This window comes from Streptomyces sp. NPDC090088, assembly GCF_044747345.1.
GTDB lineage: Bacteria > Actinomycetota > Actinomycetes > Streptomycetales > Streptomycetaceae > Streptomyces.
This window is the reverse complement of record NZ_JBIVDZ010000003.1, coordinates 716,919-742,218: the sequence shown is the minus strand read 5'-3', so window position 1 is coordinate 742,218 and position 25,300 is coordinate 716,919. Positions and strand designations below refer to the sequence as shown.

The 25,300-nt window shown below is 70.9% G+C and carries 28 protein-coding genes; 13 read left to right on the top strand and 15 right to left on the bottom strand.

Going from position 1 to position 25,300, the window contains the following annotated elements; genetic code table 11:
• Positions 1-17 precede the first annotated feature (17 nt).
• Positions 18-668 carry a hypothetical protein gene (locus ACIPSJ_RS19235; protein WP_351956489.1) on the top strand — a complete coding sequence of 217 codons (651 nt, stop codon included), beginning with the start codon at positions 18-20 and terminating at the stop codon, positions 666-668.
• Positions 669-677: 9 nt separating this feature from the next.
• On the opposite strand, the gene ACIPSJ_RS19230 is transcribed toward ACIPSJ_RS19235, so the two are convergent.
• From ACIPSJ_RS19230 to ACIPSJ_RS19215, 4 genes are all read right to left on the bottom strand, one after another.
• Positions 678-1,127: a hypothetical protein gene (locus tag ACIPSJ_RS19230; RefSeq protein WP_401347109.1), complete on the bottom strand. Its 450-nt coding sequence runs from the start codon at positions 1,125-1,127 to the stop codon at positions 678-680.
• Positions 1,124-1,390, bottom strand: coding sequence for a hypothetical protein (locus tag ACIPSJ_RS19225; protein WP_355712673.1), 267 nt, complete (start codon positions 1,388-1,390; stop codon positions 1,124-1,126). The genes ACIPSJ_RS19230 and ACIPSJ_RS19225 overlap by 4 nt, the downstream gene beginning before the upstream one ends.
• 75 nt (positions 1,391-1,465) lie before the next feature.
• Positions 1,466-1,813, bottom strand: a complete 348-nt coding sequence (locus ACIPSJ_RS19220; RefSeq protein WP_401347107.1) for a hypothetical protein — start codon at positions 1,811-1,813, stop codon at positions 1,466-1,468.
• Positions 1,814-1,952: 139 nt separating this feature from the next.
• The gene (locus tag ACIPSJ_RS19215) at positions 1,953-2,360 is read right to left on the bottom strand and encodes a hypothetical protein (protein WP_401347104.1); all 408 of its coding nucleotides are present in this window, start codon (positions 2,358-2,360) and stop codon (positions 1,953-1,955) included.
• A 115-nt stretch (positions 2,361-2,475) separates the two neighbouring features.
• Here ACIPSJ_RS19215 and ACIPSJ_RS19210 point away from each other — a divergent pair, with 115 nt between their 5' ends.
• Together ACIPSJ_RS19210 and ACIPSJ_RS19205 are read left to right on the top strand one after the other, a co-directional pair.
• Entirely contained in the window at positions 2,476-3,327 is an 852-nt protein-coding gene (locus ACIPSJ_RS19210; RefSeq protein WP_401347102.1) for a helix-turn-helix transcriptional regulator, read from the top strand.
• The gene (locus tag ACIPSJ_RS19205) at positions 3,324-3,506 is read left to right on the top strand and encodes a DUF397 domain-containing protein (RefSeq protein ID WP_359206287.1); all 183 of its coding nucleotides are present in this window, start codon (positions 3,324-3,326) and stop codon (positions 3,504-3,506) included. Before ACIPSJ_RS19210 ends, ACIPSJ_RS19205 begins: the two co-directional genes overlap by 4 nt.
• Positions 3,507-3,514: 8 nt before the next feature.
• Here the strand turns inward: ACIPSJ_RS19205 and ACIPSJ_RS19200 are convergent, their stop codons facing one another.
• On the bottom strand, positions 3,515-3,907 hold the full coding sequence (locus ACIPSJ_RS19200) for a hypothetical protein (RefSeq protein WP_401347100.1): 393 nt from the start codon (positions 3,905-3,907) through the stop codon (positions 3,515-3,517).
• 208 nt (positions 3,908-4,115) lie between these two features.
• Between ACIPSJ_RS19200 and ACIPSJ_RS19195 the strand changes: the two genes are divergently transcribed.
• The 3 genes from ACIPSJ_RS19195 (at position 4,116) to ACIPSJ_RS19185 (ending at position 5,569) form a co-directional block, all read left to right on the top strand.
• A complete protein-coding gene (locus tag ACIPSJ_RS19195) occupies positions 4,116-4,322 on the top strand; it encodes a hypothetical protein (protein WP_401347098.1) in 207 nt (68 codons plus the stop codon).
• A 67-nt stretch (positions 4,323-4,389) separates the two neighbouring features.
• Positions 4,390-5,064 carry a helix-turn-helix domain-containing protein gene (locus ACIPSJ_RS19190; RefSeq protein WP_359206293.1) on the top strand — a complete coding sequence of 225 codons (675 nt, stop codon included), beginning with the start codon at positions 4,390-4,392 and terminating at the stop codon, positions 5,062-5,064.
• Positions 5,065-5,095: 31 nt separating this feature from the next.
• Positions 5,096-5,569 carry a DUF3291 domain-containing protein gene (locus ACIPSJ_RS19185; RefSeq protein WP_359206295.1) on the top strand — a complete coding sequence of 158 codons (474 nt, stop codon included), beginning with the start codon at positions 5,096-5,098 and terminating at the stop codon, positions 5,567-5,569.
• Between the two features lie 31 nt (positions 5,570-5,600).
• On the opposite strand, the gene ACIPSJ_RS19180 is transcribed toward ACIPSJ_RS19185, so the two are convergent.
• Positions 5,601-6,326 carry an SDR family oxidoreductase gene (locus tag ACIPSJ_RS19180; protein ID WP_401347095.1) on the bottom strand — a complete coding sequence of 242 codons (726 nt, stop codon included), beginning with the start codon at positions 6,324-6,326 and terminating at the stop codon, positions 5,601-5,603.
• A gap of 103 nt (positions 6,327-6,429) precedes the next feature.
• On the opposite strand from ACIPSJ_RS19180, the gene ACIPSJ_RS19175 reads away from it, so the two are divergent.
• Positions 6,430-7,287: a LysR family transcriptional regulator gene (locus ACIPSJ_RS19175; protein WP_401347094.1), complete on the top strand. Its 858-nt coding sequence runs from the start codon at positions 6,430-6,432 to the stop codon at positions 7,285-7,287.
• A gap of 47 nt (positions 7,288-7,334) precedes the next feature.
• Here the strand turns inward: ACIPSJ_RS19175 and ACIPSJ_RS19170 are convergent, their stop codons facing one another.
• The 4 genes from ACIPSJ_RS19170 to ACIPSJ_RS19155 form a co-directional block, all read right to left on the bottom strand.
• Complete coding sequence (locus ACIPSJ_RS19170; RefSeq protein WP_401347092.1) at positions 7,335-8,714, bottom strand: HupE/UreJ family protein; 1,380 nt, start codon at positions 8,712-8,714, stop codon at positions 7,335-7,337.
• The gene (locus tag ACIPSJ_RS19165) at positions 8,711-9,832 is read right to left on the bottom strand and encodes a DUF3500 domain-containing protein (RefSeq protein ID WP_401347090.1); all 1,122 of its coding nucleotides are present in this window, start codon (positions 9,830-9,832) and stop codon (positions 8,711-8,713) included. Before ACIPSJ_RS19165 ends, ACIPSJ_RS19170 begins: the two co-directional genes overlap by 4 nt.
• A 411-nt stretch (positions 9,833-10,243) precedes the next feature.
• Positions 10,244-12,046, bottom strand: coding sequence for a bifunctional metallophosphatase/5'-nucleotidase (locus ACIPSJ_RS19160; protein ID WP_401347087.1), 1,803 nt, complete (start codon positions 12,044-12,046; stop codon positions 10,244-10,246).
• Positions 12,047-12,680: 634 nt separating this feature from the next.
• The gene (locus ACIPSJ_RS19155) at positions 12,681-13,964 is read right to left on the bottom strand and encodes an adenylosuccinate synthase (protein WP_359206306.1); all 1,284 of its coding nucleotides are present in this window, start codon (positions 13,962-13,964) and stop codon (positions 12,681-12,683) included.
• A gap of 198 nt (positions 13,965-14,162) precedes the next feature.
• Between ACIPSJ_RS19155 and ACIPSJ_RS19150 the strand changes: the two genes are divergently transcribed.
• The gene (locus ACIPSJ_RS19150; RefSeq protein WP_401347083.1) at positions 14,163-14,999 is read left to right on the top strand and encodes a diacylglycerol kinase family protein; all 837 of its coding nucleotides are present in this window, start codon (positions 14,163-14,165) and stop codon (positions 14,997-14,999) included.
• Positions 15,000-15,052: 53 nt separating this feature from the next.
• Here the strand turns inward: ACIPSJ_RS19150 and eutC are convergent, their stop codons facing one another.
• Entirely contained in the window at positions 15,053-15,805 is a 753-nt protein-coding gene (gene eutC / locus ACIPSJ_RS19145; RefSeq protein WP_359206310.1) for an ethanolamine ammonia-lyase subunit EutC, read from the bottom strand.
• Positions 15,802-17,193, bottom strand: coding sequence for an ethanolamine ammonia-lyase subunit EutB (gene eutB / locus ACIPSJ_RS19140; protein ID WP_401347080.1), 1,392 nt, complete (start codon positions 17,191-17,193; stop codon positions 15,802-15,804). The genes eutC and eutB overlap by 4 nt, the downstream gene beginning before the upstream one ends.
• A 150-nt stretch (positions 17,194-17,343) precedes the next feature.
• Between eutB and ACIPSJ_RS19135 the strand changes: the two genes are divergently transcribed.
• Positions 17,344-18,855 (top strand): APC family permease, encoded by a 1,512-nt coding sequence (locus ACIPSJ_RS19135; protein WP_359206312.1) that lies wholly within the window; start codon positions 17,344-17,346, stop codon positions 18,853-18,855.
• 57 nt (positions 18,856-18,912) lie between these two features.
• Here the strand turns inward: ACIPSJ_RS19135 and ACIPSJ_RS19130 are convergent, their stop codons facing one another.
• A complete protein-coding gene (locus tag ACIPSJ_RS19130; protein WP_355712733.1) occupies positions 18,913-19,407 on the bottom strand; it encodes a MarR family transcriptional regulator in 495 nt (164 codons plus the stop codon).
• A gap of 83 nt (positions 19,408-19,490) precedes the next feature.
• On the opposite strand from ACIPSJ_RS19130, the gene ACIPSJ_RS19125 reads away from it, so the two are divergent.
• The 3 genes from ACIPSJ_RS19125 to ACIPSJ_RS19115 are packed head-to-tail and all read left to right on the top strand — an operon-like array spanning position 19,491 to position 22,242.
• A complete protein-coding gene (locus ACIPSJ_RS19125; RefSeq protein WP_359206315.1) occupies positions 19,491-20,399 on the top strand; it encodes an ABC transporter ATP-binding protein in 909 nt (302 codons plus the stop codon).
• On the top strand, positions 20,396-21,973 hold the full coding sequence (locus tag ACIPSJ_RS19120; RefSeq protein WP_401347077.1) for an ABC transporter permease: 1,578 nt from the start codon (positions 20,396-20,398) through the stop codon (positions 21,971-21,973). Before ACIPSJ_RS19125 ends, ACIPSJ_RS19120 begins: the two co-directional genes overlap by 4 nt.
• A gap of 50 nt (positions 21,974-22,023) precedes the next feature.
• Complete coding sequence (locus ACIPSJ_RS19115) at positions 22,024-22,242, top strand: hypothetical protein (protein ID WP_355712742.1); 219 nt, start codon at positions 22,024-22,026, stop codon at positions 22,240-22,242.
• Here ACIPSJ_RS19115 and ACIPSJ_RS19110 read toward each other — a convergent pair.
• Complete coding sequence (locus tag ACIPSJ_RS19110) at positions 22,232-23,434, bottom strand: cytochrome P450 (RefSeq protein WP_401347074.1); 1,203 nt, start codon at positions 23,432-23,434, stop codon at positions 22,232-22,234. The two genes, ACIPSJ_RS19115 and ACIPSJ_RS19110, sit on opposite strands and share 11 nt — an antisense overlap.
• A gap of 174 nt (positions 23,435-23,608) precedes the next feature.
• On the opposite strand from ACIPSJ_RS19110, the gene vanR-Sc reads away from it, so the two are divergent.
• Entirely contained in the window at positions 23,609-24,271 is a 663-nt protein-coding gene (vanR-Sc, locus tag ACIPSJ_RS19105) for a VanSc-type vancomycin resistance response regulator transcription factor VanR (RefSeq protein ID WP_359206323.1), read from the top strand.
• Here the strand turns inward: vanR-Sc and ACIPSJ_RS19100 are convergent.
• A complete protein-coding gene (locus ACIPSJ_RS19100; RefSeq protein WP_401347072.1) occupies positions 24,261-25,061 on the bottom strand; it encodes an MHYT domain-containing protein in 801 nt (266 codons plus the stop codon). The two genes, vanR-Sc and ACIPSJ_RS19100, sit on opposite strands and share 11 nt — an antisense overlap.
• Positions 25,062-25,300 lie beyond the last annotated feature (239 nt).

The following is a 25,300-nucleotide window of genomic DNA, read 5'->3' as shown; positions in this document are numbered from 1 at the left end:
GATACGAGGAGCCTTCTTTGGCCTGTGACCTCTGGCTGGTACCGCTGGTCGACGTGTTGTGCCACACCCCCGACAATCCGTTCGCCGAGGAACTCGCGCAATACAACAAGGTGCTCGCCGAGGCCGGGCTGCCGCCGGTGCCGGTGTACCAGTACATGCCGGGCCTGTCCGGCGAGGTCGCGCCCGTGGCCGGCTTCGACTACGACGCGCTCCACTTCCTGCGCCGCGCCTACCTGCTCCAGGTCTGCGGCCTGCCCGTCTCCCCCGTGGACGACCTCGGCGGCGACTACGAGCAGCTCCTGGAGATGTTCGAGTCCACGGCCCAGCAGTCCCACCTGGTCTGGCACTACGACCACGCGGGCGCCTACGTCCCGGTCGACTTCCCGAACCCGCTCTCCAGCGACGAACTCCTCGCCAGCGGCGGCCCCCTGGGCTCCTCCCACGCCCTGCTGCGCGAGCTGGAGTACGTCGCCCCCTCCATCGGCATCGACCCGGCCAACCCCCCGGCCCCGCCGCAGCCCCCCGCCGCCCCCACCGACCTTGAGGAACCGGCCGTCCCCGCCCCCTACGACCCGAGCCCCTTCGCCCGCGAACGCCACGTCTGGCTGGGCCTGCACGCGGCCGCGACCCGGAGCCTGGCCCAGGGGTCGATGATCGTCTTCAGCTGACGGGCGGGGTCAGTTCTGCTCGACGATGCGGATGGTGCGGATGCCCGTGCCCCGGTACCGCATCGGGGTCCTGGTCAGTACGGGTCGGCCGCGCGGCCACTCGACGGTCGGCAGGGCGAGGTGCAGCACCTGGGCGCCGCTCCAGTCGGGTTCGTCCTTGCCCTGCTCCGACTGGCCCGCCGCCGCCCGCAGCCGCTTGCCCACAGCGGTGGCCGCCGCGAAGTCGAGCCCTTCGATGTTGACGGACGGCAGCGCACCGACGTGCTCCGCGACCCCGGCCCGCTCCCGCTCGGCGGCCGCAAGACTCACCGCGGGGATGTAGACCCGCAGCGCGGGATCCTTCTCGGCCTCCACGACGAGCCGCGAGGCCATGCTGTTCCCGGCGCCGAGCGCCAGGGCCGCCGTGTCGTCGAAGATCACGGCACGCGGCAGCGGATACCGCTGCTCCTCCCCCGTCACTGGACCTCGCCGATCCGCCCGGACTCGATGTCGGCCCACAGCTTCTCGCCGGCCTTCTCGTCCTCTTCCGTGTAGGGCCTGCCGAGGAAGTGCTCCTCGACGTACGCCCTGGTCTCCTCGTACCGCTTGCGCAGCTCTTCCTTGGTGGGCGTGGCCCCGGCCAGCTCCGCCACGAGGTCCCGCATGCTCACACCGCGCTCCCGGGCGAGCTCCTGGAGGCGGTCACGGACAGCGGGGTCGACCTTGATCGTGGTGTCAGCCATGAGGACAGTATACCGGCGGTATACCACCTCAGGGCGTACGAGTGTGACAGTCACCGACGTTCCTTTCTCTGGTTTCTACGCCGCCACCGGATGAACTTTTTGCAATTCACCCGCAGGCGTCTGAAATTCGCACGGCCTCTCGAATACCTCGCAGATCGTCGAGTACTGCCGCGTCTCCGGGTCCCGCCGCACCACCCGCCGCAGATACCGCCGTTCCTCCAGCTCACGCAGGGAGGCGACGACCGACATGCACCCTTCCCGGCGCCGCTCGGCGATGATCCGCTCCGTGACCCAGCAACCGTTCGGCAGGCACAAGAGGTACGCCAGTACGCCTACCGCACCCCAGGACAGACGCCGGTCCCGGGAAAGGGAGTTGGCGAGGGCTGCGAAGGCGCGCAGGGGCGCCGTACGATGAACGCGCATCGGAGCTCTTCTCTCCAGGTGTCGAGCCCCCGGGTGTTGGCGCACCGCGGGGGCAATCTCGTTGATCGTGACTCTAGGGCCACGCAAAGCGCCGCGCGCAAGCCGGAATCCCTTTTTTCTGTCCGCTTGTTGACGCATTTCACTCCGGCGAGTGAAGCGCGGTCCGCAGCAGTCGCGTGTGCACGAAACGGTCCGGGCAGGTCGGCCGGTAGCGCCACGACAGCGGCCAGGTCATGTCGTCCAGCGCGGGGACCGGGATGTACGACACCTGGGCCGGGACGGCGGTCAGTCTGGTCACCTCCGCAGGCCAGCGCAGGTGGTCCGTGCTCCCGGCCGGCACGAGGAAGTACACGCACCGCCGCCCACTGGCGACCTCGATCACCGGTCCCGGGTCACCCCCGGTCATCTCCGCCAGCCGGTCGGCGAGCCGCCGCCCCCATTCCCCGTCGTCGACGCGAACGGCATCGAACTGGACGCCCGCTTTGCGGAGTTGAACGCCGGCGGCCGGGAGCCAGCCGAGGTTTAAAGGGTCATTTCGCGTGTTCATGGGATCAGTTTCGGCACCTGCGGCTACGGTCGCCATAACTCGGACTCAAGAGCTGCAAACTCTGGGAATTCGGGGTCCGGTGGTTGTGACCGGTTGAGTTCGGTTGAGTTCGGGGGTGACCGCAATGGCGCGGGCCGAGAACAAGGTGGAAGCGGGCAGCACGGCACAGCTCCTGGCTGCCCTGGCCAAGGCCTTCCGTGAGCAACAGGAGTTGACCCAGGAGGAGTTGGGGAAGCGGATCGGCTACACCGGGTCCGCGATCAGCGCGATGGAGACGGGCGCGCAGCCCGCCAGCGACAAGATGCTCGCGAAGCTGGAAGAGGCGATCGGCGGCGGGCTGGGCATCTTCGAGAAGGCCCGCAGGTTCGTGCTGCTGGACAAGTATCCGGCGCAGTTCAAGAACTTCGCGCTGGTGGAACAGGAGGCGGTGACGCTGTCGTCGTACCAGACGTTCGTGGTCGACGGTCTGTTCCAAACGCCGGACTACGCGCGGGCGCTGATCGGCGGAGGCTTCCCGAAGCTTCCGGAGGAGAAGGTGGAGGAGCTGGTCGAGGCCCGGGTGGCACGGCGGGCGCTGTTCGACCGGGCGGACCCGACGGCCATGATCGAGCTCATCCTGGAGGAGTCAGTTCTGCAGCGTCCGTTCGGGAGCCTGGAGGTGCTGCGCGACCAATTGCAGTCGCTTGCGGAGGACGCGGAGAGGGACAATGTAAGTGTCCAAGTGATCCCACATGACCGGGGGTTGAGGAGCGGACATGCGGGTGCTCACGGCGACGTGAAGCTGGTGAAGACCAAGGACCACCACGACGTCGTCCACCTCGAAGTCCAGGACGAAAGTCTCCTGGTCAGCGATCCCGCGAAGGTCGCCCTCCTCGCCCATCGGTATGCAAAGATCCGGGCTCAGGCACTGAGCCCGGACGACTCACTGAGCCTCATCCGGAAGTTGGCGGGAGAAGAGCGGACATGACGAGCACCCTGCGTTGGTTCAAGTCGAGCTACAGCAACGCCAGCGGCGGCGACTGCCTCGAAATATCCCCCTGCCCTCACACCATCCACATCCGCGACTCCAAGACGGCCCCCTGCGGCCCCCACCTCACCGTCTCCCCCACCGCCTGGGCTGGTTTCCTCACGCACCTAGCGAAGTGACCGGCCGGTCAGCCGAAGACGGTGAACAGGGCGAGCGCCGGGCCGGTCGCGTAGACGAGTACGCCCAAGACCAGGGCGGTCCACGGCCGCCGCAGCCGCTCCGCCCCGAGTACGACCGTGGCCACCGCCGCGGCCAGTGTGACCATCGGCCCGAACATCGCCACGAGCATCCACACACCGGAGTCGTCGCAGAACCGCGCCGTTCCGGCCGAGGTGCCGCAGCTGTCACCGGCGAAGGCCATACCGAAGAACAGCAGCCCGTTGACGGCGACGGCGACCGCGAGCAGCAGCCCCGCCACGACAGCGAAGACCACTTTGCGGGACCCGCCCGGCGAGGGGCGCGGCGGCGGGAACCCGGGGTAGTACGACGGCGGGTACGGGGGCGGCGGCGGTACGTTCATGTCGCCAATATCGGCGCCGCCCGCGTGTCTCCGCCTGAGTACGGCTACTCGACCGGGGTGAGCAATGCTCCGCCCCGACGGCAACTGGGTATCCGGTCGGGAGAGATGAGTACGGGGGCTCAGGCGGCGGCCGGCGGCCGGACGGCATCGTGGAGGTCACACGGCGAGCAACGCCTGCGCCGATCCGCCGTCCGAGAGGAACCACGCCATGACCGTGCTCGCCGCCCTCGTCCTTCTCCTCCTCGCCGTCATCGGCGGCTGCGTGTGCGTCTTCTGGGCCGCGCGGGGCGGCCCCCGCTGGGTGCGGGGGGTGGCGACGGTGACGCTGCTGGCCGGTACGGTCGCCCCCGGGCTGCTGAAGGGCGGGAAGCGCTCGGGCCAGGACACCACCATCCTGGGCGACGGCGGCTCCTGACCCCGAGCGGGGTGCGGCGCCCTGGGTGAACTGTTTCGAGTACCTCCATTGGTCATAGAATTTCCGCATGACCGCTGAAGATGCCGCGAACTCCGCCGATTCCGCCGATTCCGCCGATTCCGCGTTCGCGGTGCTGGGCGTGCTGGGTGATCCCGTGCGCCGTCGGCTCTATCGGCATGTCGCCGCCGACCCGGGTGAGGTGGGGCGGGACGCGGCGGCGGAGGCGGTCGGGGTTTCGCGGTCGCTGGCCGCCTTCCACCTGGACAAGCTCGTGGAGGCGGGGCTGCTGGCCGTGTCCTTCCGGCGGCTGTCCGGGCGTACCGGTCCGGGGGCGGGGCGGCCCGCGAAGGTGTACCGGCGGGCCGAGGGCGAGCACACCGTGTCCGTCCCGCCCCGGTCCTACGACGCGGCGGGCAGGCTGCTCGCCGAGGTGGTGGAGAGCGCCGGCCTGGACCGGGAACTGCAGGCCGCGGCGAGGGCCGCGGGGGCGGCCGATCCGGGCGCGGGCGCCGACGACCTGGTCGAGGTGTTGCGGGACCGCGGTTACCAGCCCTTCTGGGAGGGCGGGACGCTGCGGCTGCGCAACTGCCCCTTCCACACGCTCGCCGAGGAGTTCCCCGCCCTGGTCTGCGGGATGAACCTGGCACTGATCGAGGGCCTGGCGTCCGGGCAGTGGGCCCCGGCGATGGATCCGTGTCCCGGCGGGTGCTGTGTGGCACTTTCTAAAAACAAGAGTCATTGACTATAGAGATGGGCCGGGCCATGCTGGGCCCATGACTGGCTTTCATCTCGCACAGGTCAACGTAGGGCGCCTGATCGCCCCGCTGGACGCCCCCGAGTCGGCCGACTTCGTCGCGCTCCAGCCCGAGATCAACACGCTCGCCGACCGCAGCCCCGGGTTCGTGTGGCGCATGGTCGACGACGGGGGCGAGGACGCGACCGGCGTCCGCCCCGACGAGGACGACGACCTGCTCCTGATCAACTGCTCGGTCTGGGAGTCGGTCGAAGCCCTGCGGAACTTCGCCTACCGCTCCGACCATCTGCGCGTACTGAGCCGCCGCCGCGAATGGTTCCGGCGCAAGACCGAGCTGCACCAGGCCCTGTGGTGGATCCCGGCGGGCCATCTCCCGAGCCTGGAGGAGGCGTTGGAGCGGGTCGCCATGGTGCGCGCACACGGCCCCGGACCGCTCGCGTTCACCTTTCGTGAGATCCACCCGCCGCAGGACGCCGGATCCCTCACCCCCTGAGCCGCCTTCCTCGGTCACGCCGGCGCGTGAGTCACCAGGGCACTTCCCCGTCGTCGTCGAAGAAGCGGCCGGTCGGGCCGTCGTCGGGCAGGGTGGCGAGGCGGATCGCGGTCGCGGCGCCCTGTTCGGGGGTGCGGTGGCCTCGGAAGCCGTTGAGGTCGGTCGCGCAGTAGCCGGGGCAGGCGAGGTTGATGAGGATGTTCGTGTCGTGGAGTTCCCTGGCGTACTGGACGGTGACGCCGTTGAGGAAGGTCTTGGACGGCGAGTAGGCGACGGCGATCGGGCCCACTTCGGCACCGGGCGTGCTCTGGCGGGTGAGGGAGCCGACGCTGCTGGAGACGTTGACGATCCGGGGGGACGCGGCGCGGCGCAGCAGCGGCAGCATCGCGTTGGTGACGCGGATGACGCCGATGACGTTGGTCTCGACGGCGGCCCGTACCGTGTCGAGGTCGGCGGTGGTCGGCGTCTGTGCCGCGCTGCCGGTGATCCCGGCGTTGTTGACGAGGGTGTCGAGGCGTCCCGCGTGATCCTCGACCAGCCGGGCCGCGGCCGTCACGCTCGCGTCGTCGGTGACGTCGAGGGGGACGCCGAACGCGTCGGCGCCGCCCGCCCGGAGCTTCGCCACGGCGGCCTCGCGGCGCTCCGCGTCCCGGGCCCCGACGCCGACGCGCCAGCCGAGCGCGCCGAGGCCGGCCGCGATCTCGTATCCGATGCCCTTGTTCGCGCCGGTGACCAGCGCGGTCTTCTGTTCGCTCATGTCACCGATCCTGTCCGGGGCCGGGCCGCAGGGGCCAACACCGATCGGGTGGGGATCGATACCGCACGGGTATCGATCCCGGTCAGGTCGGTAGCATGGGGGCGTGGAGACGCGGGAACTGCGGTACTTCGTGGCCGTCGCCGAGGAGCTGCACTTCGGGAGGGCGGCCGAGCGGCTCGGGATGGCGCAGCCGCCGCTGTCGCGGGCGATCAGTCTGCTGGAGCGCCGGCTGGGGGCGACGCTGCTGGAACGCACCAGCCGGGCGGTCGTCCTGACCGAGGCCGGTTCGGTGCTGCTGCGGGAGGCGCGGGCGGCGCTGGACGCCGTGGCCGCCGCCGAGCAGCGCACCCGGCGGGCGGCGCTCGCGGCGAGCGGCCAGGCGGGCGTGGTGCTGGCCACGAAGGCGGGCGCGTCCAGCGAGCTGCTGGCGAAGCTGCTCGACGCCTACGCCGCCGAACCCGACTCGGTCGCCGTCGATCTGCTGCTGTGCGGGGTCGGCGAGCAGGAACGCATGCTGCGCGACGGCCGGGCCGACGTGGCGCTGCTGCATCTGCCGTTCGACAGCACGGCCGGCTTCGACACCGAGGAACTCCTCGCGGAGAAGCAGGTGTTGGTGCTGCCGGCCGGGCATCCGCTCACCGCCGGCGGGCCGGTGCGGGCCGCCGAGGTCGCCGAACTGGCCGGCCTTCCCCTGGCGCGCTGGCGGCGCCGGGACGGTACGTACCCGGACGGGCCCGGTCCCGAGGTCCGGGATCAGGCCCAGCTGTACCAGCTGATCGCGCTGGGCCGCGCCTGCTGTGTGGTGCCGGAGTCCGCCCGGACCCAGCTGCGCGAGGATGTCACCACCGTGCCGGTGCTGGACGCGCCGCCGGTCACGACCGTCATCGCGTGGCCGCCGCACAGCCGCTCCCGCGCGGTCGCCGGGCTGGTCCAGGCCGCCACGCGGCTCTGCCCGTCCTGAACGTCCTTCTGGACGTGCACCCTCGGGGCCGCGCCACCGGCGGTCGGCTAGCCGGGCGGCTCCGGTGCCCGGCCCGGCAGGACGGCCAGGGTGCCGCGGCCCGGCAGCCGGGAGGCCAGGGTCCAGCCGGTGGCGGCGAGCGCGGCCAGCGCCAGCGTGATCAGCAGCGCTGTCGTGTGGGAGCCGGCACTGTCGGCGGCTCTGGCCACGGGGTTGGGCAGGCCGAGGCGGTCGGCGAACCAGCCGAGGGCGGCGATGCCGGTGAGGGTCGCGCCGGTGAGGCGGAGCGCGGGCTGGACGCGGAGCCGGGCGAGGACCAGGAGGGAGGGGAGGGCCAGGGCGACCAGCAGGAGCTGGACGAGTTCGATGCCGAGGTTGAAGCCCAGGAGGCTGGTCACCAACTGGCCTGTGGACAGGTGCATCTCGGCGAGCACGAAGGAGAACGCCATGCCGTGGCCGAGGCCGAAGACACCGGCCACGACCGCTTCCCGGCCGGGGAAGACCGGCCGTATCGCGTGCACCGCGCCGACCAGGATGCTCGCGGCGATGAACGCCTCCACCGGCCAGTCCGGGATCTCCAGCCGGCCGAGCGCGCTGGCGGCCAGCGCGATGGAGTGGCCGGCGGTGAAGGCCAGGGTGATCCGGCCGATGCGGACGAGGGCGGAGCGGGCGCCGACCAGGCCGGTCCAGCGGCCTCCGGTCGCGGCCAGGGGCGCGGGCAGCAGCAGGATCAGCAGGAAGAGCAGGTGGTCGGTGCCGGTGAGGATGTGGTTGCCGCCGAGTTCGAGCATGGCGACGAAACCGCGCCAGGCGCTGCCCGAACCCAGGTCCACCTTCAGCGGCGGGACCTTCATGTGCCGGACGTCGAGCTCGATGGTGCCGACCTGGGTGGCGCCCTCGCCGTCGACCTGTCCGCCCGCCCAGTCCTGACGGACGGTCACGAGGATGACGTGCGTGACGACCTGGTGCACGATCGCGTCGTAGTCGAAGGTGAAGTGCCGTACGTCGGCGCCGGCCGGCGGGGTGAGGGTGGCCCTCGCGGTCAGCTCGCGGTAGGGGCCGGTGGAGGTCTGCTGGGTGCGGCTGAGGCTCAGCGCGCCGATGCTCACCCGCCAGGCCTTGCCTTGGGCGGTCGTCGGGTGGATGTGCTTCAGCAGGTAGGCACGGACGGCGGCGGCCCGGGACGGCAGTTGGGCCTTGGTCGTCCCGGTGAGGTCGATGCCGCTGGCCCGGGAGAAGTCGCTGACCGGCAGCTCCAGACGGGCGGCGACCGACGACTGGTACACGTCGAGCTGGACCACCGAGTGCGGCATCGGATGCGCGGCGGCCGGCGACGCCCCGAGCAGGAGCGTCGCCGGTACCACGATCGCGATCCCGGCCACCAGGCGTGCGAGCGCTGTGGTCAGCCAGTTTCGCGGTCCGGTCATGAGAAGGAGAACTCGCTGCCGTAGTCGCGGGTGTGGTCCCGGTAGACCGTGTGGTAGTGCACCTGGTCCCGGTAGACCACGCCGTTCTGGCAGACGAACTCGATCCAGACGCTCGGGCCGTCGATCCGGACGTAGTCGCCCTGGGTGTCCAGCGCGGTACCGCCGGAGTAAGAGACGTAGGTCTGGTCCAGCTCGCGCGCGTACGTCTTCATGAGCTGCTTGGCGGTGGCGTCGTCCACGTTGGCCACCCAGGGGTGGATGGCCTCCAGAACCAGCTTCTTCTGCTTCGGCGACAGCTCGCTGACCTTGATGCCTTCCTTGGTCTCCGGGAAGTCGCCGTCCTTGCCCGGGCCGAGCAGCACGTCGCTGAACGACTCCGACAGCTTGGCCTCGGCCAGCTGCTCGGTGCTCAGGCTGCCGGTGAGCTTCAGCAGGCCGTCGCGGAACTTCGCGAGCGGCGAGTAGGTGGTGCCGTCGTCGTCGGTCCAGGTGGTCGGCTCCACACCGGTGAAGTACGGGCTGGCGCCCGCGACCTTGCCGTCCTTGTACGTGATGTCGACGGCGAGGTGGTGGCCGCCGAAGTGCAGCTGCCAGGTGCCGGTCGCCGACGGGGTGCCCAGGAACGCCAGGAAGTAGATGCCGCTGCCGTAGCCGCCGCCCGCGCCGCCGCCGGTGCCGCCGGAGGGCGGGGTGCCGGTCGGGGCGTCGGTCGCCGTCGAGCTGGCGGTGGCGGACGGGTCGGCGGAGGGCGCGTCGGAGGCGCCGTCCGTCGGGGCGTCGGACGAGGAGCTGGTGCTCTGCGCGGAGGCGAGCACGTCGTCGGCCTTGAGGGTCTCCAGGACGTGCTCGTAACCGGTGCCCTTGCCGGTGCCCAGGGCGACCTTCAGCACGCTCTTGAGGGCGGCCAGCTGGTCGTCGGAGAGCGAGCCGGTCTGGATGCCGGGGCGGCAGGAGGAGCCGCACGGCAGGTTCGACCACGCGGTCGCGTTCGCCTGGGTGAAGTCCAGCAGCGTCTCCGCCTGCTGGTCCGAGGTCAGCGTGTTGAGGAACGCGTTGGCGGCGCTGACCACGGCCGCGACACCCTTGGCGTCCTTGTGGACCGGACGCTGGACGCCCACGGCCGTTTTCTGCGCCGAGTCGGTCGACGCATTGGCGACGGCGAATCCGCCGCCGACCAGCACAATAGCGGTGGCAGCCCCGGCCACACCCCGCCAAGTACGTCGGTTACGTACCTGGCGAGTTCTGTCTCTGCTCACGAGCACTCCTTATTACGGCACGGTGGAGGCAAGGCATGAAAATGGCGCATCTGCCATACGGGAGGCACCCGTTGACCTGCCGTGACGCCCGGGACAGTATCAATAAAATTGCCGTTTGGGATTACATCTGAAATTCTTCAGGATTCACAGTTTTCAGGTTTCACAGATCGAGCCGAATTCGCTATGTAAATTGACAGGTTCCACTTATCGCGCAAACAAAAAATGGCGGCCCCACACGAGGTGGGACCGCCACGAAACGGCAGCAAGCGACCGTCAGAACACCGGCGTACCGTTCTGGGTCAGCTTCCAGTTGACGGCCGCGAAGGCCGCCGGGTCGATCGTGCCCTTCGCCGTGGCGTAGGCGATCATCAGGTCGCGGACCTGGTTGGTGGAGCTGTAGGCGGTCTCGGCCGCGGCGATGTGCGGGTAGCCGCTGCCGCCGTTGGCGCGGTAGTTGTTGACGGCAACGACGAAGACCTGGTCGTCGGCGACCGCGGTGCCGTCGTAGCTGAGGTTCTTGATGCGCGAGCCCTCGGCGGCCGCGATGTCGATCTCGTAGGAGACACCCGCCGCCATGTCGTACATGTAGTCCCAGAAGCTGTTGGCGTTGGTGAGGGTGGCGGTGTCCACCGCCGTGCCGGCCGGGACCTGGTGGTAGTACTTGGCCGCGTACTCCAGGTAGTCCTTGAGCTGGGCGCCGGTGAGCTTCTTGCCGTAGAGGGTGTTCTCGTAGACGTAGAGGCCCGCGACGTCGCGGATCGTCACGTCACCGGCCGGGATGGTGGCGGTGCGGCTGAAGCACGCGGCGACCGAGATGAGGGGAAGCGCGGCGTCGGCCGCCGACAGGCCCGCCTTCACCGCGTCCATCTGGACCTGCTGGATGAAGTCGATGGCGGGGACGTCCTTCCAGCAGGCCTCCGCCGTCGACATCGCCGCGGTGCTGGTGCCGATCGCGGTGTTGACGTACTTGACCACCGCGTCGTGGTCGGCGGTGAGGAGCTGGGTGATCCGCTCGTCCTCGGCGACCGTGTTGCTGTTCAGGGTCGTGGCGGTCTTGCTGGTGATCTTCCAGCAGCCGCGCTCCAGCTCCAGCTCGAAGTCGAAGACGGAGAGGCGGTAGCCGTAGCAGTACGGCTCGGAGAGGAGGACGTCCTCGCCGGTCTCCTCGTTCTTCACGGTGTAGGTGGGGACGTCGACGTGGGTGTGGCCGACGAGGATCGCGTCGATGCCGGGGACCTGCTCGGCGACCAGGTTGGAGGCGTTCTCGACGTAGGGGAGTTCGTCGCCCCACGACGTCGAGCCGTCCAGGCCGGAGTGGTCGGTGAGGAAGACGACGTCACAGCCGAGGGCGCGCAGCCGGGGCACGTACTTCTTCGCCTGCTCGACCAGGCCCGGGAAGACCAGCTTGCCGGAGACGTTGTCCTTGTCCCACAGGGCGATGCCCGGGTTGGTGAGGCCGAGGATGCCGACCTTGATGTCCGGGGCGCCGGGCACCTTGATCCGCTTGACGGTGTAGGGCGGGAACGCGGGCTTCAGCGTCTTCGCGTCCAGGGCGTTGGCGCCGAGCAGCGGGAAGTGACACTGCTTCTCGAAGGTGCGCAGCAGCTCCACGCCGTAGTTGAACTCGTGGTTGCCGAGGGCGGCGGCGTCGTAGCGCATCTCGTTCATGGCGATCGCCATGGGGTGCTTGACGCCCTTGGTGATGGGGTCGACGTTCGCGTAGTAGGCCGCGAGGGACGTGCCCTGGATGATGTCACCCGCGTCGACGAGCAGGACCCGGTCCTCGCCCTTCTCCTTGCGCAGCTTCTTGACCAGGGTGGCGATCCGGGCGACGCCGTACGTGTTGCCCTTGGAGTCCACGGGCGCCGCGTTGGTGTAGTAGTCCCAGTTGAAGACGTGGCTGTGCAGGTCGGTGGTGCCCAGGATGGAGAACGACCAGGTACGGGGCTTGCAGTCGGGCTTCTTGGCGGCGGCCTCGGCGGTGCCGGTGCCGAGCGTGCCGGCGACGGCTACCGCGGCGCCGGTCACGGCCGACTTCTGCACGAACTCACGGCGGTTCAGCGGATGGGCGGGCATTCGGGGCTCCTGAAGGGGCGAGGAGGCGGATGAGGCGGGCGGTGGCGGCGGGCTACCCGCGTAGATCGTTGCCTCGCTTCTCCCTGCGGAGAACCAGGAACAGTCCATGGGACGGTCAAGGAAGCGCATGCCCTGGTGCCCGCCCCATGGAGTCCCGCTCGGTCAGAACTTGCCCGCGTTGAGGGCCGTTTGGAGGTGCCGGGTGATGTCGGCGCCCCACTGGCCGTCCACCGTGAGCTTTCCGGCGGCCGGGGGCCGCGGGACGGGCTGCGTCGGCTTCGTGCCGCCCTGAGCGCGGCCTTCATCATCGCCGACGGCCCGTCGAGCGGAAGGCCTTCGCGTGCTCGGCCGTCCACGCGTGCTTGCCGCAGACCGCGTTCAGGTCGTCCGAGTGGGCGGCGGCACAGCTGACGGTCATGTCGCCGGCGTGAGGCGGGCCGGCGCCCCCCGTGTCCGGGCGGTGGGTGACGGACACCCGTAAGGAGGGGACGCCGGCCGGTCCGCACGGTGGACCGGCCGGCGCTTTCGCATCCACACCCGCAGGCGTCCCCCTGGATGGCTGAGTCAGCATGGGCCCCAGTGGAGCAGAGGCCCGTAACCGTCCGGGAAACGCGCCCGCTGGGCCCCGTCGGGCCTACAGGAACGAGTTGATCTCGATCGTCTCGTCGCGGCCCGGGCCCACGCCGATCGCGGAGATCGGGGCGCCGGACATGTCCTCCAGCGCCTTCACGTAGTTCTGGGCGTTCTTCGGGAGGTCCGCGAAGGACTTGGCCTTGGTGATGTCCTCGGACCAGCCCGGCAGGCTCTCGTAGATCGGCTTCGCGTGGTGGAAGTCGGTCTGGGAGTACGGGAGTTCCTCGACCCGCTTGCCGTCGATCTCGTACGCCACGCAGACCGGGATCTGCTCCCAGCCGGTGAGGACGTCGAGCTTGGTGAGGAAGAAGTCGGTCAGGCCGTTCACGCGGGTCGCGTAGCGGGCGATGACCGCGTCGAACCAGCCGCAGCGGCGGTCCCGGCCGGTGGTGACGCCCCGCTCGCCGCCGATGCGGCGCAGCGCCTCGCCGTCCGCGTCGAAGAGTTCGGTCGGGAACGGTCCGGCGCCGACCCGGGTCGTGTACGCCTTGAGGATGCCGATGACCCGGCTGATCTTCGTCGGGCCGACACCGGACCCGGTGCAGGCGCCGCCGGCCGTCGGGTTGGAGGAGGTGACGAAAGGGTACGTGCCGTGGTCGATGTCGAGCAGCGTGCCCTGGCCTCCCTCGAAGAGGACGACCTTGTCCTCCTCCAGGGCCTGGTTGAGGACCAGGACCGTGTCGGCGACGAACGGAGCGAGCTTCTCCGCGTAGCCCAGCAGCTCCTCGACGACCTGCTCGACGGCGATCGCGCGCCGGTTGTAGAGCTTGGTCAGCATCTGGTTCTTGACGTCGAGGGCCGCCTCGACCTTCTGGGTCAGGATCGACTCGTCGTAGAGGTCCTGGACCCGGATGCCGACTCGGTTGATCTTGTCCGAGTAGGTGGGACCGATACCGCGCCCGGTCGTGCCGATCTTCCGCTTTCCGAGGAAGCGTTCCGTCACCTTGTCGACGGTCACGTTGTACGGCGTGATGATGTGCGCGTTACCGCTGATGAGGAGCTTGGACGTGTCGACGCCACGCTCGTTCAGACCGCTCAGCTCGGAGAGCAGGACCGACGGGTCGACGACGACTCCGTTGCCGATGACCGGGACACACGTGGGCGAGAGGATTCCGGAAGGGAGCAGGTGCAGCGCGTACTTCTGGTCGCCGACGACGACCGTGTGGCCGGCGTTGTTGCCGCCCTGGTAGCGCACTACGTAGTCGACGGATCCGCCTAGCAGGTCCGTCGCCTTTCCCTTGCCTTCGTCACCCCACTGAGCACCGAGCAGCACAAGTGCGGGCACGCGCGTACACCCCTTCCGGGCGGGGCATGTCCAAGGTCAGGGGCGTACGCGTAAGGTTCGTCGCCGCGTACCACCGCGGCCGTCGTTGGCCGCACAACCGTCGGACCCGGATGCCCCGGAATAGACGAAGCCCCTGGCGCAATAGCGCAAGGGGCTCTTGCACAGTGATGCTACCCGAGGAAGCGAGGCACGACCGAGGTGGCGACATTCGCGACGTCCGATCAGCTGCTCGTGATCATCGATCCGGCGGCACGGGAAACGGACGGTGAATCCGTCCGGATCGCGAAAGACGTGCTCAGCGCGGGTGCGGCCACGAAGGTGTGCATGCCGGACGGCCCCGAGGAATTCGCCCGCGTACTGGCCCGCAGGGGCTCGCGGCGCCCGGTGGTGGTGGGCGACGACGGCGCTCTGGTGCGGGCGGTGACCCTGTTGCACCGGCAGCGGGAGCTGGCCGGATGTGTGCTGTCCATGGTCCCGGTGGGCGGCACCCTGGGCGTCGCGCACGCGCTGGGCGTGCCCGCCGGCGCGGTGGCGGCGGCCCGGGCGGTCCTGGACGGGGTGGAACGCCGGCGGGATCTCCTCGTCGACGACAGCGACGGGGTGGTGCTGGGCGCGCTGCGGATCCCCCCGCTGGCGGCCCTGGCCGAGGCTCCGGAAGCGGTGGCGGCGCGCGGCTGGCTGCGGCCGTACCAGCACCTCGTACGGTCCCTGGCCGCCCGCCCGGCCCCGGTGGTGCCCCGCCCCGGGCCCGCGCGGCTGCGCATCGAGGTCGACGGCGAGACGGTGGTCGACCTGGACCAGCCGGTGGAGGGGGTGTCCGTGACCCCGGGCGGCCGGGACGGCCTCGCCGAGGTGGAGGTGCGGCCGCTGTCGGTGGGCGCGGAGGCGACCCCGGTGCGGGCCGCCGGGCGGACGGTGACGGTGGCGGGGGCGGACTTCCGCTACCGGGCGGACGTGACGGTGGCGGGGCCGGTACGACGGCGGACGTGGCGGGTGGTGGAAGGGGCCTGGGGGCTCACCGTGCCGCCGTCCTGAGCGGCGGCGGGACGCGGTGCCGGGCCCCCGTTCACCCCTGCCGCGGTGCCCGCTCACCCCGCCAGCGGTGCCGGTCCGTCCGACTCGTCCTTGAGCGCCACCCCGGTCAGGCCCAGCTCCCGCGCCCTGACCGTCAGCGCCGCCAGCTTCGCCGCCGCGGCCTCGTACGACAGGCCCAGCGGAGGGCGGATGTTGGAGAGGCAGTTGCGGTCGGCGTCCGTCGTCACCCCCGGGACGGGCCGGTGGGTCAGGTACGCGCCGAGGGAGTCCGCCGCGGACATCCCGGGGCGTTCGCCGACCAGGACGACCGCCATCGTCGCGCCCATCGCCGACGCGATGTCGTCGCCGAGGGCCACCCGGGCCTGTTCGGCGAGGACGACCGGTGCGATCCGCCAGCCGGGCAGGCGGGCCGTCGTCGCCCGCACCATCGCCGCCGCGTGCTCGTGCACCGCCCTGCTGGACAGCCCGTCGGCAACCACGAAGACCACGTCCCAGTCACCGGCCGGGAGATGGGCCCGGTCCACGGGGTCGAGGCGGCGGCCCAGGTCGGGGCGCTGGAGGTAGGTCAGCCGGTCACCCGCCGCGCTGCGGACCCGTACCGTAGGCATCCCGGTCAGCGCCGCCGCGACCGCCTCCGGTGCGAACGGCGAGTGCACCGCGTCCCGGGCCGCCGCGTGCGCCGCCTGGAGTTCGAGGCGGTGGCGGGTCGGCAGGGCGGAGCCGGAGCGGCCGAGACCGATCCTGGCCTGCGTGTGGCGGCGCAGCGCCGGCCACAGCTCCTCGGTGCGCACGGCTGCTTCCGTCATGCGGCCAGTTCCCTTCCGATCGCCGTCAGCGGATGGGCTCCGCCGATCTCGCGGATGCCTCCGCTCTCGTCCAGCAGGCCGATGGTGCCGAGCCATGCCTCGAACTCCGGCGCCGGGCGCAGGCCGAGCACCTCGCGCAGGTAGAGCGCGTCGTGGTAGGAGGCGGACTGGTAGTTGAGCATGATGTCGTCGCCGCCCGGGGTGCAGATCACGAAGGAGGCGCCGGCCACGCCCAGCATGGTGAGCATCGTCGCGATGTCGTCGTCGTCCGCGTCGGCGTGGTTGGTGTAGCAGATGTCCAGGCCCATCGGCAGGCCGAGGAGTTTGCCGCAGAAGTGGTCCTCCAGGGCGGCGCGGAGGATCTGGCGGCCGTCGTAGAGGTACTCCGGGCCGATGAAGCCGACGACGGTGTTGACGAGGAGCGGGTCGTAGCGGCGGGCCACGGCGTAGGCGCGGGCCTCCACGGTCTGCTGGTCCACCCCGTGGTGCGCGCCGGCCGACAGGGCGCTGCCCTGGCCGGTCTCGAAGTACATCGCGTTGCGGCCGACCGTGCCCCGGTCCAGCGCGCGCACCGCCTCGTACGCCTCGTCGAGCAGGCTCAGCGTCACGCCGAAGGACGCGTTCGCGGCCTGGGTGCCCGCGATGGACTGGAAGACCAGGTCGACCGGGGCGCCGCGTTCCATGAGGTCCACGCTCGTCGTGACATGGCACAGGACGCAGGACTGGGTGGGGATGGCGTAGCGGGTGATCACGCCGTCCAGGAGGTCCAGCAGGGCGTGTACGGCGGCGGGGCTGTCGGTCGCCGGGTTGATGCCGATCACGGCGTCGCCGGAGCCGAGCAGCAGGCCGTCGAGGAGGGCCGCGGCGACGCCGGCCGGGTCGTCGGTGGGGTGGTTGGGCTGGAGGCGGGTGGCGATCCGGCCGGGCAGGCCGATGGTGGAGCGGAAGGCGGTGACGACCCGGACCTTGCGGGCGACGGCCACCAGGTCGGCGTTGCCCATCAGCTTGGACACCGCCGCGGCCATCTCCGGGGTGAGCCCGGGGGCGAGGGCGGCGAGCGCGGCCGGGTCCGCCGCCTCCGACAGCAGCCACTCGCGGAACTCTCCGACCGTCAGCCCGGCGACCGGCGCGAACGCGACGGGGTCATGGGTGTCCACGATCAGCCGGGTCACGTCGTCGTCCTCGTACGGGATCACCGGCTCGGCCAGGAACCGGGTGAGCGGTACCTCGGCCAGCGCCCAGCGGGCCGCGACCCGCTCCTGGGCGGAGGCGGCGGCGAGTCCGGCCAGCCGGTCGCCGGAGCGTTCCGGGCTCGCGGCGGCCAGCAGCCGGGCGAGCGAGGCGAACCGGTGGCGGTGGCCGCCGAGGGTGGCGGTGTACGTGCTCATGGCGGCGACCGTACGAGGGGCGTGTTGCCGCCAGATTTCTAAAGGTCTGGTTGACAAACATTTAACGCACCGAGACCCTTGGCCGACTCATTCGGACTACAGAGTTCCCGTCCAGTACCGCACCGGATCACCAGGAGAGGGGCCATCCCGATGGCAGTGGACGAGGGAGTCGCCCCAGCGGCGAACACCAGTGAGGACAAGGCCGTTCACCGGCTCAAGCCCAACGCCATCGGCCTGCTGGGCGTGGTCTTCATGGCCGTCGCGACGGCCGCGCCGATCACCGCGATGACGGGCAACGTGCCCTTCATGGTCTCGTCGGGCAATGGCATCGGCGCCCCGGCCAGCTACCTGGTCGCAATGGTCGTCCTGGCAATCTTTTCCGTCGGCTTCACGTCGATGGCCAAGCACATCACCTCCACCGGCGCCTTCTACGGCTTCATCTCCTACGGCCTCGGCCGCACCGTCGGCCTCGCCTCCGGCCTCCTCGCGACCTTCGCGTACGTCGTCTTCGAACCGGCCCTGATCGGCATCTTCTCGGTCTTCGCCAACACCACGCTCAAGGACCAGACCGGCCTCGACATCCCCTGGTGGGCCTTCGCGATCCTGATGCTCGCCATCAACGCGACCGGCACCTGGTTCGGGGTCTCGGTCGCCGAGAAGCTCCTCGTCGTGCTCCTCGGCACCGAGGTCACCGTCCTCGCCGCGATGGCGATCTCCGTCGCCCTGCACGGCGGCGGCCCGCACGGCTTCACCTTCGGGCCGGTCAACCCGGTCAACGCCTTCAAGGGCACGTCCGCCGGTCTCGGCCTCTTCTTCGCCTTCTGGTCGTGGGTCGGCTTCGAGTCGACGGCGATGTACGGCGAGGAGTCCCGCGACCCGAAGAAGATCATCCCCAAGGCGACGATGATCTCGGTCCTCGGCGTCGGCGTCTTCTACGTCTTCGTCTCCTGGATGGCCATCATCGGCAACGGCGAGACGGAGGCGGTGAAGGCGGCCTCCTCCGCGAACCCGCTCGCCCTCTTCTTCAACCCGACCGAGCACTACGTCGGCCACTGGGCGGTCGTCGTGATGCAGTGGCTGATGATCACCGGCTCGCTGGCCTGCGGCATGGCCTTCCACAACTGCGCCGCCCGCTACATGTACGCGCTGGGCCGCGAGGGCGTCCTGCCGAAGCTCCAGAACACGATCGGCCGCACGCACGCCGACCACGGCTCCCCGCACATCGCGGGCCTGGTGCAGACGGCGATCTCCGCCGTCCTGATCGCCGCGTTCTGGGTCGCGGGCAAGGACCCGTACAACGCCCTCTACGTCCTGCTCGCCATCCTCGGCACCATGGCGATCCTGGTCGTGCAGGCGGTCTGCTCCTTCGCGGTCCTCGCCTACTTCCGCAAGAACCACCCCGAGAGCCGGCACTGGTTCAAGACCTTCACCGCCCCGCTGATCGGCGGGGTCGCGATGCTCGCCGTGGTCGTCCTGCTGGTGTCCAACATGGGCGTCGCGGCGGGCGCGGAGTCCGGGTCGCTGCTGCTGAAGGCGACCCCCTGGCTGGTGGCCCTGGTCGCGGCGACCGGCATCGGCTACGCCCAGTACCTCAAGCACCGCGCCCCCGAGCGGTACGCGCTGCTGGGGCGGACGGTGCTGGAGGAGACCAAGGAACGGTGACCGGGGAGCGGTAGTGGCGGGCGGGGCGGGTCGAGCCGGTCCGCCCCCGAGGCGGGGTCAGTCCGTGCCGAAGAGGCGGTCGCGGTGCACCCGCCAGCGTTCCATCATCTCGACGACCTCCCCGTCCACGAACTCGAAGAACGCGAGCGTCTCGGCCATCCGCCGCCCCGCAGGGGTCTCGGGGCCGAGACTCGCCACGCCCTCGCGCAGCGCGCCCTCCCACCGCCTGATCACGGCCTCCCGGTTGGTGAGGGCCTCGTACCACTGGTTGCTGTGCACCCGGTACCGCTCCCGCCGCGAGCCCGGTTCCCGCTCCCGCGCGACCATGTGCTGCTGGGCGAGGTAGCGCACCCCGCCGGACACCGCCGCCGGGCTGACCTGGAGCTGCTCCCCCAGTTCGGCCGAGGTCAGGGTGCCCGAGTCGGAGGACAGCAGGGCCGCGAAGATCCGGGCCGGCATGCGCTGCATCCCGGCCTCGACGAGCTGCGCCGCGAAGCTCTCCACGAACTTCGAGACCGCCTCCTGGTCGCGCCCCGCCGCATCCGTAGTCATGGTCACCACCCTATCGAGGCTTCACTTCGTTTCTACGCTTCCTTAACTTCACAATCTTCTGAAGAAAGCGTACGTTCTGAAGCATGACGAAGGCAATCACGGTCGCCGGGCTCCACAAGTCCTTCGGCCGCACCCAGGCCCTGGACGGCCTCGACCTGGACGTCGAGGCCGGCGAGGTGCACGGCTTCCTCGGGCCCAACGGCGCCGGCAAGTCCACGACCATCCGGGTCCTGCTCGGCCTGCTGCGGGCCGACTCGGGCGCCGCGCAGATCCTGGGCCGCGACCCCTGGACGGACGCCGTGGAGGTGCACCGCCGGATCGCCTACGTCCCCGGGGACGTGACCCTGTGGCGCAACCTCTCCGGCGGCGAGGTCATCGACCTCTACGGCCGGCTGCGCGGAGGACTGGACCCCGCCCGCCGCGCCGACCTGATCGAGCGCTTCGAGCTGGACCCCACCAAGAAGGGCCGCACCTACAGCAAGGGCAACCGCCAGAAGGTCGCCCTGGTCGCCGCCTTCGCCTCCGACGTGGACCTGCTGATCCTCGACGAACCGACCTCCGGCCTCGACCCCCTCATGGAGGAGGTCTTCCAGCGCTGCGTGGAGGAGGAGCGCGACCGGGGCCGTACGGTCCTGCTCTCCTCGCACATCCTCAGCGAGGTCGAGGAGCTCTGCGACCGGGTCAGCATCATCCGCGCCGGCCGCACGGTCGAGTCCGGTTCGCTCGCCGACCTGCGCCACCTCACCCGCACCAGCGTGACCGCCGAACTCGCCGGTCCGCCCAACGGCCTTGCCCGCCTGCCCGGCGTCCACGACCTCGACGTCCAGGGCCACCGGATCCGCCTCCAGGTCGACACCGACCAGCTCACCGCCGTACTCCGCTCGCTGTCCGAGACCGGCGTGCGCTCCCTCACCTCCACGCCCCCGACCCTGGAGGAACTCTTCCTGCGCCACTACCAGGAGGACGGGACCGGGCAGGTGGCGGCCCGATGACCACCCTCTCCGGCCTCGCGGGCACCGGCACCCTGCTCCGATTCGCCCTGCGCCGGGACCGCGTGACCACCCCGGTGTGGATCGCGGTGAACACGCTGATGGTCCTCTCCATGCCGAACACCCTGAAGGGCCTGTACGGCACGGACGCCGAACGCGCCGACCTGCTCCGGCAGGTGGACACCAACGCCTCCTTCCGCGCCCTGATCGGCCCGCTCTTCGACACCTCGCTCGGCGGTCTGACGGCCTGGCGGGTGGGCGTGTACGCCGGGCTGCTCGCGGCCGTGACCAGCCTGCTCGTCGTCGTACGGCACACCCGTGACGAGGAGGAGACCGGCCGCGCGGAGCTGCTGGCCTCGGGTGCGGTGGGCCGCCGGGCGTCGCTGACGGCGGCCCTGCTGGCGGCGGCCGTGGCGAACGGGGTCCTGGCCCTGCTGGTCGCCGCCGGACTGGCCGGGCAGGGCGCGGCCGGGGCGCTGGCCCTGGGGCTCGGACTCGGCGCCGTCGGCATGGTCTTCGCCACGATGGCGGCGATCGTGGCGCAGCTGACCGAGAGCGCGCGGCTGGCACGGGGGCTGACCTCGGGGGTCCTGGGCGCGGCGTTCGTACTGCGCGCGGCGGGCGACTCGGCGACGACGGATGGCTCCTCCCTGTGGACGTGGCTGTCGCCGCTGGGCTGGCTGGAGAACCTCCGCCCGTTCGCCGCCGAACGCTGGTGGGTGCTCGCGCTGTTCGGCGCGGCGATGCTGATGCAGGCGGGCGTGGCCTACGCGCTGGCCGGGCGCCGGGACCTCGGCATGAGCTTCTTCCCCGCCCGCCCCGGCCCGGCCGCCGGCCGCCTGGGCTCCGCCGCCGCGCTCGCCTGGCGGCTCCAGCGGGGCGGGGTGCTCGGCTGGTCGCTCGGCTTCTTCCTGGCGGGCGTGGTCTACGGCGGCCTGACGGAGGGCGCGGCCGACCTGGTCGGCGGCAACAAGGGCGCCCGCGAGATCTTCGAGCGGATGGGCGGCCAGAGCGGGCTGACCGACGCGTTCCTCGCCTCGATGGTCGGCATGCTGGGCCTGATCGCCACGCTGTACGTGGTGGCGTCGGTCCTGCGGCTGCACGGCGAGGAGACCTCGGGCCGTGCCGAACCCCTGCTGGCCTGCGCGGTGAGCCGCCTGCGCTGGGCGGCCGGCCACCTCACCGTCGCCTTCGGCGGCGCGGCCCTGATCATGCTCCTCGCGGGCCTGGGCTTCGCCGTCGGCTACGGCAGGGAGGTGGGCCCGATCCTCGCCGCCTGCCTGGTACAGCTCCCCGCGGTATGGGTGATCGGCGGGGTGGCCGTCCTGCTGTACGGCCTGACGCCCCGGTTCGCCCCGGCGGCCTGGGCGGTGGCCGTGGCGGTCCTGCTGATCGGCTGGGTGGGCCCGGCCCTCGACGCCCCCCGTCTCGTCCTGGACCTCTCCCCCTTCGGCCACCTCCCGAAGCTGCCGGGCGGCGGCATGGAGTGGGGGCCGGTGCCGGCCCTGCTGGGGCTGGCGGTGGCGCTGACCGCCGGGGGGCTGGCGGCGCTGCGGCGCCGGGACCTGACCGCCTGACCGACAGGCGCCGGGAACCTCCGCGCGGCCCGCACACGTCCCTGTCCGACATGGGACAACGTATGCAGGCCGCGGCGGGCTGCCTGACCGCGGCCGTCGGCGCGGGCGCGGGACTGGCCGTGTGGGCGGTCGACGTCCGGTCGCGGCTGTGGCGCTTCGAACAGGCCCCGGACTGGAGCGTCCTCTACGCCGAACTCCCGCTGGCCGTCCTCGGCGGCACCGCCGCCGCGCTCGCCGTCTGGGCCCTGGTCCATCGGCTCAGACCGTGACGGCGAGCCCCTCCAGCCCCCGGATCACGAAGTTCGGTTTCCGCTTCGGCTCCGCCGCGAGGCTCAGGGCGGGTGCCCGCTCCAGCAGGGCCGTCATGGAGGCGGCCAGTTCGATGCGGGCGAGCGGCGCGCCGATGCAGTAGTGGATGCCGGCGCTGAAGGAGATGTGCGGGTTGTCGCGGCGGGTCAGGTCGAGGCGGTCGGGGTCCTGGAAGACGGCCGGGTCGTGGTTGGCGGAGCCGAAGAGCATGGCGATCTCGGCGCCGCGGGGAATAGTCGTCCCGTCGATCTCGATCTCGTCGAGCACCCAGCGTTCGAAGAGCTGGAGCGGGGTGTCGTAGCGCATCAACTCCTCGATCGCGGTGGGGATCAGGGAGTGGTCGGCGCGCAGGGCGGCGAGCTGGGCGGGGTTGCGGAAGAGGGCGTACCAGCCGCCCACCGTGGCGTTGACGGTGGCCTCGTGGCCGGCGTTGAGGAGCAGGACGGCGGTGGAGATCATCTCCTGTTCGGTGAGCCGGTCGTCCTCGTCGTGCGCGGCGATGAGCCCGGAGATCAGGTCGTCGCCGGGGTGCCTGCGCCGCTCGGCGATCAGCCCGCGCAGGTAGTCGGAGAACTCGGTGCTCGCGCGCACCGCCCTGGCCGCCGTGTCCTCGGACGGGTTCAGCTCGTACATCCCGCAGATCTCCGCCGACCAGGGCCGCAGCGGCGCCCGGTCCGCCTCCGGGATGCCCAGCATCTCGGCGATGACGGCGACCGGGAGCGGTTCGGCGACGTCGGTGAGCAGGTCGCCGCCGCCCTTCTCGACCAGTTCGTCGACGAGTTCTCCGGCGAGCCGGGTGACGTACGGCCTGAGCCGCTCGACCGTGCGCGGGGTGAAGGCCTTCGAGACCAGGCGGCGGATACGGGTGTGGTCCGGCGGTTCGAGGTCGAGCATGCCGTGGTCGTTGAGCGTGTGGAACGGCTCGTGCTCCGGCGGGGGCGCGGTCCGCCCGAAGTCCTCGTGCGTGAACCGGTGCTGGTACGTCCGCCCGAGGCGCCGGTCCCGCAGCAGCGCCGAGACGTCGGCGTGGTGCGGGACCAGCCACTGTCGCGTGGGCTCGAAGTACCGCACCCGGCCCCGGGCTCGGAGCTCGGCGTAGGAGGGGTACGGGTCGGCGAGGAAGTCCGGGTCCCAGGGGTCGAAGGCTGCCATGGACGGACGTTAGACCGACGGTCCCCCTCCTGACCAGGGGGGTCTCAGGAGGACGGGGCTCGGCCAGCGGGCGTTGAGGTGCGCGGCCGGCGGGTCGAGGCCGAGGCGGGGGTGCCGACGCGTATGGGGTTTTCGATATGCCGGCGATACGGTCCGGCTCGTAGCCTGGCCGTCATGCGTGTGCTGATTGTCGAGGACGAGCCCTACCTGGCAGAAGCCATCCGCACCGGCCTGCGCCTGGAGGCGATCGCCGCCGACATCGCGGGGGACGGCGACACGGCCCTGGAACTGCTGGGCGTCAACTCCTACGACATCGCCGTCCTCGACCGGGACATCCCCGGACCCTCGGGGGACGAGATCGCCGCCCGCATCGTGGCCTCCGGCAGCGGCATGCCGATCCTCATGCTCACCGCGGCCGACCGGATCGACGACAAGGCCTCGGGCTTCGGACTCGGTGCCGACGACTACCTCACGAAACCCTTCGAGCTGCGGGAACTCGCGCTCAGGCTCCGGGCGCTGGACCGCCGGCGGGCCCACAACAGGCCCCCCGTGCGGGAGATCGCGGGTCTGCGGCTGGACACGTTCCGCCGAGAGGTCCACCGGGACGGCCGCTATGTCGCGCTGACCCGGAAGCAGTTCGCGGTGCTGGAGGTCCTCGTCGCCGCCGAGGGCGGAGTCGTCAGCGCCGAGGAACTCCTCGAGCGCGCCTGGGACGAGAACGCCGACCCGTTCACCAACGCCGTCCGCATCACCGTCTCGGCGCTGCGCAAACGGCTCGGCGAACCCTGGCTGATCGCCACGGTGCCGGGCGTCGGCTACCGCATCGTCAGGACATGAAGCCGCGGCTCGACGCGGGCTGCGGGTGGCTCTCGGGCTGCTGCCAGTCGCCCTGGCCGAGGACGACCTCGGGGTCGAACATCACGATCGCCGCCGCCAGGACCAGGGCCGCCACCGGGCCGGCCAGCATGACCAGCAGGAAGGCCAGCAGGCTCGTCGAGGACTGGCCGCCCGACTGCATCTGGACCACGTGCACGCTCACCGCGGCCATCCCGGTGTAGTGCATGGTCGACACGGCCGCGCCCATCACCAGGCCGGCCCCGACGGTGGCCCACACCGTTCTGATCGACACCGCCGCCCAGAGCGCGGCGGTCGCGGCGACCACGGCGATCACCACGGAGAGGACGACGACCGTGGTGTCGTAGCGCACGGTGCCGGCGGTGTGCACCGCCGTCATGCCGAGGTAGTGCATCGCCGCCACCCCGAGACCGGTGAGGAGGCCCGCGGTGCCCAGGGTGGCGGGGCCCGAACCCCGGTAGCCGACCAGGAAGACGCCGCCCGCGACCACCGCGATGGCGACGACGAGGCTCAGCAGCGTCCGGCCGGCGTCGTAGCTCACCAGGGCGCCGTCGACGCTGAAGCCGATCATCGCGATGAAGTGCATCGTCCAGATGCCGCAGCCGAGGGAGACCGCCCCGAGGGTGAGCCAGCCCAGCCTCCGTTCGCCGCGCCGCCGGTCCATCGAACGGGTCGTGCAGCGCAGGGCCAGCACGGAACCCAGGAACGCCATCAGATAGGCGGCTATCGGGGTGATCAGGCCATAGTGGAACTCGGACACGTCAGCAGTCATCGCGGCAACTTTCTTCACGCGAAACGGGGACGACAGCAACGCCCGCCGGGGAAGCGGGCGCGAGGGGACGGGGGTGAGGCAAAGGGGAGCTGTAGCAGAATGAAAGGGGAGTTAACGGGCGGCCGAAACAAGCCATGTGGCCGATTCCTTCACCATTCAAACACAACTTGAGCGCACTGTGTCCACACCTGTACCGCTCGCGACCGAATCGCAATATCGACTGTGCTGACGGCATGTGC

Excerpts from the sequence above, each read along its gene's own strand:
- ACIPSJ_RS19195 (WP_401347098.1), top strand. The coding sequence starts at position 4,116 with ATGACCGTGCTCGCCGCCCTCGTCCTTCTCCTCCTCGCCGTCATCGGC.
- ACIPSJ_RS19205 (WP_359206287.1), top strand. The coding sequence starts at position 3,324 with ATGACGAGCACCCTGCGTTGGTTCAAGTCGAGCTACAGCAACGCCAGC.
- ACIPSJ_RS19170 (WP_401347092.1), bottom strand. The coding sequence starts at position 8,714 with ATGACCGGACCGCGAAACTGGCTGACCACAGCGCTCGCACGCCTGGTG.
- ACIPSJ_RS19100 (WP_401347072.1), bottom strand. The coding sequence starts at position 25,061 with ATGACTGCTGACGTGTCCGAGTTCCACTATGGCCTGATCACCCCGATA.
- ACIPSJ_RS19225 (WP_355712673.1), bottom strand. The coding sequence starts at position 1,390 with ATGGCTGACACCACGATCAAGGTCGACCCCGCTGTCCGTGACCGCCTC.
- ACIPSJ_RS19115 (WP_355712742.1), top strand. The coding sequence starts at position 22,024 with ATGGGACAACGTATGCAGGCCGCGGCGGGCTGCCTGACCGCGGCCGTC.
- ACIPSJ_RS19220 (WP_401347107.1), bottom strand. The coding sequence starts at position 1,813 with ATGCGCGTTCATCGTACGGCGCCCCTGCGCGCCTTCGCAGCCCTCGCC.
- ACIPSJ_RS19215 (WP_401347104.1), bottom strand. The coding sequence starts at position 2,360 with ATGAACACGCGAAATGACCCTTTAAACCTCGGCTGGCTCCCGGCCGCC.
- ACIPSJ_RS19130 (WP_355712733.1), bottom strand. The coding sequence starts at position 19,407 with ATGACTACGGATGCGGCGGGGCGCGACCAGGAGGCGGTCTCGAAGTTC.
- ACIPSJ_RS19180 (WP_401347095.1), bottom strand. The coding sequence starts at position 6,326 with ATGAGCGAACAGAAGACCGCGCTGGTCACCGGCGCGAACAAGGGCATC.
- ACIPSJ_RS19125 (WP_359206315.1), top strand. The coding sequence starts at position 19,491 with ATGACGAAGGCAATCACGGTCGCCGGGCTCCACAAGTCCTTCGGCCGC.
- ACIPSJ_RS19185 (WP_359206295.1), top strand. The coding sequence starts at position 5,096 with ATGACTGGCTTTCATCTCGCACAGGTCAACGTAGGGCGCCTGATCGCC.
- vanR-Sc (WP_359206323.1), top strand. The coding sequence starts at position 23,609 with ATGCGTGTGCTGATTGTCGAGGACGAGCCCTACCTGGCAGAAGCCATC.
- ACIPSJ_RS19160 (WP_401347087.1), bottom strand. The coding sequence starts at position 12,046 with ATGCCCGCCCATCCGCTGAACCGCCGTGAGTTCGTGCAGAAGTCGGCC.
- eutB (WP_401347080.1), bottom strand. The coding sequence starts at position 17,193 with ATGAGCACGTACACCGCCACCCTCGGCGGCCACCGCCACCGGTTCGCC.
- ACIPSJ_RS19190 (WP_359206293.1), top strand. The coding sequence starts at position 4,390 with ATGACCGCTGAAGATGCCGCGAACTCCGCCGATTCCGCCGATTCCGCC.
- ACIPSJ_RS19135 (WP_359206312.1), top strand. The coding sequence starts at position 17,344 with ATGGCAGTGGACGAGGGAGTCGCCCCAGCGGCGAACACCAGTGAGGAC.
- eutC (WP_359206310.1), bottom strand. The coding sequence starts at position 15,805 with ATGACGGAAGCAGCCGTGCGCACCGAGGAGCTGTGGCCGGCGCTGCGC.
- ACIPSJ_RS19200 (WP_401347100.1), bottom strand. The coding sequence starts at position 3,907 with ATGAACGTACCGCCGCCGCCCCCGTACCCGCCGTCGTACTACCCCGGG.
- ACIPSJ_RS19120 (WP_401347077.1), top strand. The coding sequence starts at position 20,396 with ATGACCACCCTCTCCGGCCTCGCGGGCACCGGCACCCTGCTCCGATTC.
- ACIPSJ_RS19110 (WP_401347074.1), bottom strand. The coding sequence starts at position 23,434 with ATGGCAGCCTTCGACCCCTGGGACCCGGACTTCCTCGCCGACCCGTAC.